The following is a 9,792-nucleotide window of genomic DNA, read 5'->3' as shown; positions in this document are numbered from 1 at the left end:
TGCCGCTGCCGCTGCCGCTGCCGCTGCCGCTGCCGCTGCCGCTGCCGCTGCCGCTGCCGCTGCCGCTGCCGCTGCCGCTGCCGACCGGCTCGACCGTCCGCACGCCGCCTTGGCGTGGAAGAGGGGAAGCGCTTCGGCCGTGCCGCGACTGTCGCGATTGGATCGAAGATGGGGCCTCCGGCTCGGCGGACCTCGCCCGGACGGGACGGCTATCGGCCCTTGCGGCGCACTGTTGAGGTGGATTGGCGCACGATCAGCTGCGGCTCGAAGACCACGTGGCGGTGGCCGTGCCGGTCGGCGTCGTCGGCCTCCTCCAGCAGCAACTGCGCGGCCGTGCGGCCGAGCTGCTCGCGCGGCTGGCGCACCGATGTCAGCGGCACGGCGGCCGACGCCGCGTAGTCGATGTCGTCGTAGCCGATCAGCGCCACGTCTTGCGGCACGCGTAGCCCGCCCGTGGTCAGCCCCTGCAACACGCCCAAGGCCAGCAGATCGTTGGCGCAGAAGACCGCAGTGGGGCGTTTGGCCGTGGGCAGGGCGCAGATCGACTCGGCGGCCCCGCGGCCCGCATTTGCCGACAGCGACCGGGTTTCGATGACCTGCAGGTCGATGTCGCCGTCACGGTCTGCCAATGCCTGGGTGGCGCCGGCGTGCCGGTCGGTCACCTGCGTGATGGTGAACGGTCCGCCCACGAAGGCGATCCGGCGGTGCCCCGCCTTGGCCAGGTGATCGGCGGCCAGCCGGCCACCCATGACGTCGTCAACCGCGACCGAGCAGCGGTTGGCCTCGCCCGAGCCGCGGTCGACCAGCACGACCGGGATGCCGCGCTTGACGAGCCGTTCGACGCGTTTGCTGCTGCGGCCGACCGGCGTGATGAGCAGACCCCGCACCCGTTGCTCCTCCAGCGCGTCGAGGTGGCGTTGCTCGCGGGCCAGGTCTTCACCGCTGTTGCAGACGACGAGCATGCCGCCCGCTCGCTCGACGACCTGTTCGGCACCGCGCACGATGTCGGTGAAGAACGGGTTGGCCACGTCCAGCACGACGATCGCCACGGTCCGGCTGCGCCCGGCGCGCAGATGACGCGCGGAGTCGTTGCGCACATATCCGACCTCTTTGATGACGTCGAGCACGCGCTGGCGGATCGCCGGGGTGACCGTCTCGGGCCGGTTGAGCACGTTGCTGACCGTGCCCAGGGAAACGCCCGCGCGCCGGGCCACCTCCTTGATGTTGTTTGCCTCCGCCATCGCCGCCTCACCTTCGACCCGAGCCTGACCCTACTGGATCGACGAGCACGACGATGAGACTGCGCGGGCCGTGCACGCCTTCGACCCGGTTGAGCTCGATGTCGCTCGTGGCGGACGGGCCACTGATGAACGTCAGCGGGCGGTGCGGATCCAGGCGCCGCACCAGCTCGGGGACGCTGCGCACGACCTGGTCGGCGTGCACGACGCAGACGTGACGGTCGGGGATCAGGGTCAGTGCGCGCCGGCCCTGGTCGGGGCCGGCGTCGAGCGCGATGGTGCCGGTGTCGGCGCACGCCGCGGCGCAGCCGGTCAGCACGGCGTCGACCGCGTCGAGATCGGAGTAGGGCAGCGGCGGATCATCGCGCACGGCTCCCGGCACAGCAAACCGCGCTTGCGCCGGGACGGCGACCCGCCAGCCGCGTGTGATGTCTGCGAGCCTCTCGTCCAAATCGGCCGGTGCGCACGTGAACACCGTCGCGGCATAGTCGCGTAGCCGGTCGGCGAGCAACTCCATCGGTTCGGTGATGTGCCCGCCGGAGACGTCGTAGTCGCGCGGCACCGGCGGCACGGCTGGTGCCGGCCCGACAGCACCGCGGATCCGGCCGAGGATTTCGTCGCGCGCGCTCATCGCCACCACCGGCCCCCGCGCAGATCGCGCAACGTGCTTGGCAAAGTCTGGGAGGGGCGTGTCATTGGGGCCTCCGTGCCGAGCGCCACCACTGGCGGAAGGTCTGCGCCGCCGGGACCGGCAGGTCGCGCGAAGCGGTCCACGCCGACAGCGGCGGCGGCAGGCGGCGGATCCGCCCGCGGCGGCCAAGCAACCGTCCGAGCCGCAACAGGAACTCGGCGAACCGGAACCGGCGCGGCCCCGCCATCGCCCACGCCACACCGGCCATCGCGACGGCCTCGGCCGCCGGCGCGGGAGCCTGGGCGCGCAGGTGCACCAGAATGGTCGGGATGTCGATGCGCACCGGGCACACGTCATAGCATGCCCCGCAAAGCGTTGACGCGTAAGGCAGTGAAGCGTTGTTCTTGATCCCGGTCAGCTGCGGGCTCAGGATCGCGCCGATGGGGCCGGGATAGACGCTGCCGTAGGCGTGCCCGCCGGTGCGCTCGTAGACGGGACACACGTTGAGGCACGCCGAACACCGGATGCAGTGCAGCGCACTGCGCCCGACCTCGTCGGCCAGCACGGACGTGCGGCCATTGTCGAGCAGCACCAGATGGAACTCCTGCGGACCGTCGCCGGGCGTGACTCCGGTCCACGTCGACGTGTAGGGGTTCATCCGCTCACCGGTCGACGAGCGCGGCAGCAGTTGCAGGAACACCTCCAAATCCGTCCACTGTGGAACGACCTTCTCGATGCCCATGACCGTGATCAGCGTCTCGGGCAGGGTCAGGCACATGCGTCCGTTGCCCTCCGACTCGACGACGGCGATCGTGCCGGTCTCGGCGACGGCGAAGTTCGCCCCGGAGACGGCAACCTTGGCGGTGAGGAACTTGGCGCGCAGGTGGGCACGCGCGGCCATGGCCAGCTGTCGCGGATCGTCCGTCAGATCCGGGTCGACGCCGGACATCTCGCGCAGGAAGATGTCGCGGATCTCGGTGCGGTTGCGGTGGATCGCGGGGACCAGAATGTGGCTGGGCCGGTCGTGTCCAAGTTGGACGATCAGCTCGGCGAGGTCGGTCTCGACGGCGGCGATCCCGGCGGCCTCCAGCGCCTCGTTGAGCCCGATCTCCTGGGTCGCCATCGACTTGACCTTCACCACCTCGCGGGCGCCGGTGGCCTGGACCAGCTCGGTGACGATCCGGTTGGCCTCGGCCGCGTCGCGGGCCCAGTGCACCCGCCCGCCCCGCGCGGTGACCTGCTTTTCGAGCTCGATCAGGTGCTCGTCGAGCCGGGCCATCGTCGCCGCCTTGATGGCCTCGCCGGCCCGGCGCAGCTCCTCCCAGTCGGGGACCTCCGCGACGACCCGCGCGCGTTTGTCACGGATGGTCGCCGTCGCGTGGCCGAGGTTGCGCCGTAATTGCTTATCCGCCAATGCCTTGCGGGCAGCGACCGGGAACGGCTCTATGCCGTGCAGGGGGTTCATAATGTGCTCGCTAGGATCTGGGCCAGGTGGAGGGTGCGCACGCCTGTGCCCGCGCGGGACAGGCCACCGCCGATGTGCATGAGGCATGAGGAGTCCCCGGCCGTGACGACCTCCGCATCGGTCTGCACTATGTGACGCATCTTGTCGGCGAGCATCGCCGCGGAGGTGTCCGCGTTTTTTAGCGCGAACGTGCCGCCGAAGCCGCAGCACTGGTCGGCCGCGGGCAGCTCGACGAGTTCGATGCCGCGCACGGCACGCAACAGCCGCAGCGGCTTGTCGCCCACGCGCAGCATCCGCAGGCTGTGGCACGTCGGGTGATAGGTGACGCGGTGCGGGAAGGACGCGCCCACATCGACCACGCCGAGCACATCGACCAGAAACTCCGACAACTCCCACGTTTTCGCGGCCACTCGCTCGGCAAGCACGGGGTCGCGTGCGATCGCGGCGTGCTGATGGCGCACCGATCCCACGCACGACCCCGAAGGCGCGACGATCGCGTCATAGGGCTCGAACACGTCCACGTGGTGGCCGACCAGTTTGCGGGCCTGGCGCTGGTACCCGGTATTGATATGCATTTGACCACAACAGGTTTGCCCTCGCGGGAAGACGACCTCGTGGCCGAGCCGTTCGAGGACGGTCACCGTGGCGATGGCGACCTCGGGGAACATGGCGTCGGCCAAGCATGTGGCGAACAGGGCTATCCGCATGCCCATCACGGAACCTTCTCGGTCGAGGCCCGCACGACCAGCTCGGGCTGGAAGAGCACGTGCCGGTGCTGGTGGTCGCCGTTGGCTTGAATCTCGTCGAGCAGCAGTTCAGTGGCGGTGCGGCCCAGCTGCTCCCGTGGCTGGCGCACCGACGACAGCGGCACCGCCGCGGCAGCCGCGAACTCGATGTCGTCGTAACCGACGATGGCCACATCCTCTGGCACGCGCAGGCCACGGTGCGTCAGCCCTTGCAGTACCCCAAGGGCGAGCAGATCGTTGGCGCAGAACACCGCAGTCGGCCGCTGCTGCGCGGGCAGCTCCGCGAGTTGGCCGGCGGCCACGCGTCCAGAGGTGACCGTCAGGTTGGGCGTGTCCACGGTGATCAGGCGCGCTGTCTTGCCGAGCGCCGCCGAGAAGCCGCGATGGCGGTCGATGACCTGCTGGATGCTCATCGGTCCGCCGACGAACGCGACGCGTCGATGGCCGCGGGCGATGAGGTGTTCGGCGGCCAGCCGACCACCGAACACGTCGTCGACGGCCACCGAGCACCGGCTGGGCCAGCCCGAGCCGCGGTCGACGAGCACCACCGGCGTGCCGCGCGCGATGAGTAGTTCGAGCCGTGAGGTGTGGGCGTCGTCGACCGGTGTGATGAGCACGCCGCGCACCCGCTGCTCCTCCAGCACATCCAGGTGACGCCGCTCCCGGTCGACGCTCTCGCTGCTGTTGCAGACCACGACCAGCACGCCGTGGTCTTCAGCGGCCATCTCGGCGCCGCGCACCACATCGGTGAAGAACGGGTTGGTCACGTCGAGCACGACGATGGCGATCTGGCGGCTGTTGCCGGCGCGCAGCTGGCGGGCGGAGTCGTTGCGGACGAAGCCCAGCTCGGCGATGGCCTGGCGGACTCGCAGCCGCGTGGCCTCGGCGACCCGCTCCGGGTGGTTGAGCACGTTGCTGACCGTGCCGACGGACACCCCGGCGAGCCGGGCGACGTCTTTGATTCCCGTCGTGGCGCCCATCGGCCTAGCCCCACCGGTCATTGAAAGGAATCACGGATTTTGCCCTCCTCGGCCCGGATTGATCGAAGGCAACACATCGGATCTACCTCGAAACCCCTTGACGGACAGTCCGTGGGGCTCGTAGCGTCATCCTAGCGAGACGATGAAACGTTTCACAAGCACCCCTTTCCGAGATGAGGTCCACTTGTCGGCATCACTGCTCACGCTGGACGGCGTCAGCAAGTCCTTCGGGGCTGTCGCCGCGCTGCGCGACGTGCGCCTGGAGCTGGCCGGTGGGCAGGTGCACGGCCTGGTCGGCGAGAACGGGGCAGGCAAGTCCACCCTGGTCAAGATCCTGGCCGGGGTGCACGCTCCCGACGCCGGCACGGTGACCCTCGACGGGCAGCCGCTGCGGCTGTCCGGGCCGGCCGAGGCGCGCGCGGCCGGAATCGCGGTCATCTATCAGGAGCCCACGCTCTTTCCCGATCTGAGCGTGGCGGAGAACATCTTCATGGGACGCCAGCCGCTGCGCGGCCTGCGCCGCATCGACACCGCGAAGATGCGCACCGACGCGGGCGAGCTGTTCGCCCGGTTGGGTGTGCACCTGGACCCGGACCGGCCCGCGCGTGGGCTGTCCATCGCCGACCAGCAGCTCGTCGAGATCGCCAAGGCCATCTCGCTGGACGCGCGCGTGCTGGTGATGGACGAGCCGACGGCCGCCCTGTCCGGCGTGGAGGTCGAGCGGCTGTTCGCGGTGACCCGCGCGCTGCGCGACGCGGGCGCGGCCGTGCTGTTCATCTCGCATCGCTTCGACGAGGTGTTCGCGCTGTGCCAGCGCATCACGGTCATGCGTGACGGCCGGTGGGTCTCCACCGATCCGGTTGACGCCCTGACCGTCGACGTGGTGGTGCGCCGGATGGTCGGGCGCGAGGTGTCGGCCATGTATCCCAAGCAGGACACCACGGTCGGCGCCCCGCGGCTGCAGGTGCGCGGGCTGTCGCGCGACGGCGCCTTCGCCGACGTCGGGTTCACCGTCCACAGTGGAGAGATTGTGGCGCTGGCGGGTCTGGTGGGCGCCGGGCGCAGCGAGGTGTGCCGGGCGATCTTCGGCATCGATCGGTATGACGCGGGGGAGGTACTGGTCGATGGGGTGCGTCTGTCCAATGGCGACACCGCGGCCGCCATCAAGGCCGGCGTGGCACTGGTTCCCGAGGACCGCCGTCAGCAGGGCCTGGTGATGGAGCTGTCGGTGCAGCGCAACGCCACCCTGCCGCGGCGGTGGGAGCTGGCCCGGGGCGGGCTGCTTCTGGGCGCATCAGAGCGGCGGGCTGCTGCGGCGTGGGCGCAACGGTTACAGGTCAAGGCCGGGCGGCTCACCGACGCCGTGTCCACCCTTTCGGGCGGCAACCAGCAGAAGGTCGTGCTGGCCAAGTGGCTGGCGACCAAGCCGCGCGTGCTGATCGTCGACGAGCCGACCCGGGGCATCGACGTCGGTACCAAGGCGGAGGTGCACCGGCTGCTGTCCCAACTGGCCGCCGAGGGTGTGGCGGTGCTCATGGTTTCCAGCGAACTACCGGAGGTATTGGGCATGGCAGACCGTGTCCTGGTCATGCACGAGGGCCGGCTGACCGCAGACATCCCGAGACAGCGGGCTACAGAGGAGTCCGTGATGCACGCGGCAACCGGGCAGGCGGACGCATGACGCACCGCGTCTTCGTCGTGCGCGAGCTGGGCATCGTGCTCGCGCTGGTGCTCCTGGTGGCGGTCACCGCCATCGTCAATCCGCGCTTCCTGAGCGCGCAGAGCGTCAAGGACCTCCTGCTCGGCTCGGCCATCCTGGCGATCCTCGCGGTCGGGCAGGCCATCGTCGTCATCACCCGCAACGTCGACCTGTCGGTCGGGTCGATCCTCGGGCTGACCGCGTTTGCCACCGGCTCGGTGTTCGTCGCGGCGCCGGGGCTTCCGATTCCGGTGATGGTGCTGATCGGGGTCGCGTTTGGTGCGGCTCTGGGCGCGGTCAACGGTGGTCTGATCGCCGCCGCTCGGGTGCCGGCGCTTGTGGTCACGCTCGGCACGCTGTATGTGTTCCGTGGTCTGGATTACATGTGGGCGCAGGGGCGACAGATCAACGCGGCCGACATGCCCACCGGATTCCTGCGCATGGGCACGGCGACCGTTGCGGGTGTGCCGGTGCTGACGCTGTTCGCCGTCGTCGTGCTCGTAGCGGTCGGCTACTACCTCCGCAACTACCGCAGTGGGCGGGAGCTGTACGCCATCGGTTCCGACCCGGCCGCCGCCCGGCTTTACGGCATTCCTTCGGGCCGGCGCGTGCTCGCGGCGTTCGTGGCCAGTGGCGCGCTTGCCGGACTCGCGGGCGTGTTGCACGCGGCCCGGTTCGGCACGCTCGATGCCAACGCCGGTCTGGGCACCGAGCTCAATGTCGTCGCCGCCGTTGTCGTCGGCGGGGTGGCGATTTTCGGCGGCAGCGGCTCGGTTTACGGCGCGGCCCTGGGCGCGGTGCTGCTGACCGTGATCCGGGCGGGCCTTCCCGTGCTTGGCATCAACCCGTTCTGGCAGGACGCGGCCGTGGGCGCGCTGATACTCGCCGCCATCGGACTCGACCGTGCCCTGTCCGCCCGGATCGCGAGGAGTCTCCGTGGTTAAAGGTTTGCGGTCGTGGGATGCGATCGTGCTGCTCGCGCTCGTGGTGGTCGCGATTGTGGGTGCGCTGACCATCGACGGCGTTGCCAGCCCACGTTTCTGGCGGTTCGTGACGCTGGAGGCGATCCCGATCGCGCTCATCGCGTTGCCGATGACGCTCGTGATCATCACGGGTGAGATCGACCTGTCGGTGGCCAGTGTGCTCGGGTTGACCTGCACGGTGATGGGCCAGCTGTGGGTGTCGGGGGTGACCTCGCTGCCCGCACTGATCGCGATCTGCCTGTTGCTCGGCGCCGCGCTCGGCGCGGTCAACGGGCTGTTCATCACCGGATTCGGGCTGCCGTCCCTCGCGGTCACCATCGGAACCCTTGCGCTGTATAGAGGTCTGGCCTACGTGGTGCTCGGCGACCGGGCGGTGTCCGACTATCCGCAGACCTGGACCACGGCGGCGATCAAACCGATCCCCGGCACGACCATCCCGTGGGTGATCCTCGTCGTGGCCGCGCTCGCGGTCGTGTTCGCGGTCGTCCTGCACGCCATGCCCATCGGCCGTGGTCTGTACGCGATGGGCAACAACCCCGAGGCGGCCCGCTTCGCCGGGGTCAACGTCAGGCTCACCAAGTTCTGGCTCTTCGTGGCCAGCGGGGCGATGTCGGCGCTGGCGGGTGTCTTCTGGACGTTGCGTTTCGCCAGCGCCCGTGCCGACAACGGCACCGGCATCGAGCTCGCGGTCGTGGCCGCCGTGCTGCTCGGCGGCGTGTCCATCTTCGGCGGGCGGGGCGCCCTGCTCGGCGTGCTGGCCGCCGTCGCGCTGCTTGGCGTGCTGCGCAACGGATTGCAACTGGCATATGTCCCAGCCAACACCTTAACCGTCATCACCGGACTCTTGCTGATCGCTTCGGTCGTGGGACCGAATGTCGTCGGCATGTTGCGCCGAACCCTTGAAAGGAACCGCATATGAGTGCACGGACACCACGCCTGTTGGCGATGGCCGCTGTGGCGGCGCTGGCGTTGGCCACCACGGCCTGCGCGGAAGACGCCACCAATGGCAACACCGGTCCCGGCGGATCGGACGGGACCATCAAGAGCGGGCTGAAAATCGCGTTCCTGCCCAAGCAGGTGAACAACCCCTACTTCACCACGTCGGACAACGGCGGCAAGGCAGCGGTGGAGGAGTTCAAGGGCGTTTACAGCGAGACCGGCCCGTCGGAGGCGAGCCCGTCGGCTCAGGTCAGCTACATCAACACGCTGTCGCAGCAGAAGACCGACGTGATTGTGGTTTCGGCCAACGACAAGGACGCGATCTGCGGCGCGCTCAACGAGGCCCGTCAGTCCGGGGCGAAGGTCGTCACGTTCGACTCCGACACCAAGCCGTCGTGCCGCGACCTGTTCATCAACCAGGCCACGGCCGAGGGCATCGCGAAGATCCAGATCAAGCTGATCTCCGAGGCGATCGGCCCGGACGGCGGGGACATCGCGATCCTGTCGGCGACCGCCAACGCCACCAACCAGAACGCGTGGATCGAGATGATGAAGACGGAGCTGGCCAAGCCCGAATTCGCCAAGCTCAAGCTGGTGGACACGGTCTACGGTGACGATCAGGACCAGAAGTCGTTCACCGAGACGCAGGCGTTGCTGGCGAAGCACCCCAACCTCAAGGGCATCATCTCGCCTACCACGGTCGGTGTGGCGGCGGCGGCGCGTTATCTGTCCGGGTCGACCTACAAGGGCAAGGTGCAGCTGACCGGGTTGGGCACGCCCAACCAGATGCGCGCGTTCGTCAAGGACGGCACGGTCAAGGCGTTCGCCCTGTGGAACCCGGCCGACCTGGGCTACCTGGCCGCCTACGCCGGTGGCGCGCTCGCCTCCGGGATCATCACCGGCAAGGAGGGCGAGAAGTTCAAGGCCGGTAAGCTCGGCGAGTTCACCGTCGGCAAGGACGCCACCGTGCTGCTGGGAGACCCGTTCACCTTCAACGCCTCGAATATAGAGCAATTTAATTTCTAGTACGGGGCCGCCTCAAGAGCGATCCGGCCGCGACCTGCTTAGCAGGAGCAAAGTTCAACTGCAGTAAGGCGTCCGCCGTGTGGGC

Annotated in this window: 9 protein-coding genes; 4 read left to right on the top strand and 5 right to left on the bottom strand. The window is 69.1% G+C overall.

Going from position 1 to position 9,792, the window contains the following annotated elements; all coding sequences use genetic code 11:
* Positions 1-209: 209 nt before the first annotated feature.
* The 5 genes from DM816_RS21080 to DM816_RS21060 all read right to left on the bottom strand — a co-directional run bounded on the left by DM816_RS21080 (position 210) and on the right by DM816_RS21060 (position 5,060).
* A complete protein-coding gene (locus DM816_RS21080) occupies positions 210-1,241 on the bottom strand; it encodes a LacI family DNA-binding transcriptional regulator (protein ID WP_117212052.1) in 1,032 nt (343 codons plus the stop codon).
* A gap of 7 nt (positions 1,242-1,248) precedes the next feature.
* Positions 1,249-1,869, bottom strand: coding sequence for a LutC/YkgG family protein (locus tag DM816_RS21075; protein WP_117212057.1), 621 nt, complete (start codon positions 1,867-1,869; stop codon positions 1,249-1,251).
* A gap of 61 nt (positions 1,870-1,930) precedes the next feature.
* Positions 1,931-3,334: a LutB/LldF family L-lactate oxidation iron-sulfur protein gene (locus DM816_RS21070; RefSeq protein ID WP_117212051.1), complete on the bottom strand. Its 1,404-nt coding sequence runs from the start codon at positions 3,332-3,334 to the stop codon at positions 1,931-1,933.
* Positions 3,331-4,041, bottom strand: coding sequence for a (Fe-S)-binding protein (locus DM816_RS21065; protein ID WP_117212056.1), 711 nt, complete (start codon positions 4,039-4,041; stop codon positions 3,331-3,333). Before DM816_RS21065 ends, DM816_RS21070 begins: the two co-directional genes overlap by 4 nt.
* Positions 4,042-4,046: 5 nt before the next feature.
* On the bottom strand, positions 4,047-5,060 hold the full coding sequence (locus DM816_RS21060) for a LacI family DNA-binding transcriptional regulator (protein WP_117212050.1): 1,014 nt from the start codon (positions 5,058-5,060) through the stop codon (positions 4,047-4,049).
* Positions 5,061-5,244: 184 nt separating this feature from the next.
* On the opposite strand from DM816_RS21060, the gene DM816_RS21055 reads away from it, so the two are divergent.
* Genes DM816_RS21055 through rhaS form a run of 4 tightly spaced genes read left to right on the top strand, consistent with a single transcriptional unit; the run spans position 5,245 to position 9,707 of the window.
* Positions 5,245-6,741, top strand: a complete 1,497-nt coding sequence (locus DM816_RS21055; RefSeq protein WP_246002088.1) for a sugar ABC transporter ATP-binding protein — start codon at positions 5,245-5,247, stop codon at positions 6,739-6,741.
* Entirely contained in the window at positions 6,738-7,703 is a 966-nt protein-coding gene (locus DM816_RS21050; protein ID WP_117212048.1) for an ABC transporter permease, read from the top strand. Before DM816_RS21055 ends, DM816_RS21050 begins: the two co-directional genes overlap by 4 nt.
* Positions 7,696-8,661 carry an ABC transporter permease gene (locus DM816_RS21045; protein WP_211588785.1) on the top strand — a complete coding sequence of 322 codons (966 nt, stop codon included), beginning with the start codon at positions 7,696-7,698 and terminating at the stop codon, positions 8,659-8,661. Before DM816_RS21050 ends, DM816_RS21045 begins: the two co-directional genes overlap by 8 nt.
* Positions 8,658-9,707 carry a rhamnose ABC transporter substrate-binding protein gene (rhaS, locus tag DM816_RS21040; RefSeq protein ID WP_117212046.1) on the top strand — a complete coding sequence of 350 codons (1,050 nt, stop codon included), beginning with the start codon at positions 8,658-8,660 and terminating at the stop codon, positions 9,705-9,707. The genes DM816_RS21045 and rhaS overlap by 4 nt, the downstream gene beginning before the upstream one ends.
* The last annotated feature ends 85 nt before the right edge of the window (positions 9,708-9,792 follow it).

Origin of the sequence: Allorhizocola rhizosphaerae (genome assembly GCF_003426775.1) — a bacterium.
GTDB lineage: Bacteria > Actinomycetota > Actinomycetes > Mycobacteriales > Micromonosporaceae > Allorhizocola > Allorhizocola rhizosphaerae.
The sequence above is the reverse complement of the archived record's forward strand: the minus strand, read 5'-3'. Positions and strand labels throughout refer to the sequence as shown.

What these genes read in the sequence shown, in the direction of transcription:
- DM816_RS21080 (WP_117212052.1), bottom strand. Translation starts at nt 1,241, where the DNA reads ATGGCGGAGGCAAACAACATCAAGGAGGTGGCCCGGCGCGCGGGCGTT.
- DM816_RS21075 (WP_117212057.1), bottom strand. Translation starts at nt 1,869, where the DNA reads ATGAGCGCGCGCGACGAAATCCTCGGCCGGATCCGCGGTGCTGTCGGG.
- DM816_RS21070 (WP_117212051.1), bottom strand. Translation starts at nt 3,334, where the DNA reads ATGAACCCCCTGCACGGCATAGAGCCGTTCCCGGTCGCTGCCCGCAAG.
- DM816_RS21065 (WP_117212056.1), bottom strand. Translation starts at nt 4,041, where the DNA reads ATGCGGATAGCCCTGTTCGCCACATGCTTGGCCGACGCCATGTTCCCC.
- DM816_RS21060 (WP_117212050.1), bottom strand. Translation starts at nt 5,060, where the DNA reads ATGGGCGCCACGACGGGAATCAAAGACGTCGCCCGGCTCGCCGGGGTG.
- DM816_RS21050 (WP_117212048.1), top strand. Translation starts at nt 6,738, where the DNA reads ATGACGCACCGCGTCTTCGTCGTGCGCGAGCTGGGCATCGTGCTCGCG.
- rhaS (WP_117212046.1), top strand. Translation starts at nt 8,658, where the DNA reads ATGAGTGCACGGACACCACGCCTGTTGGCGATGGCCGCTGTGGCGGCG.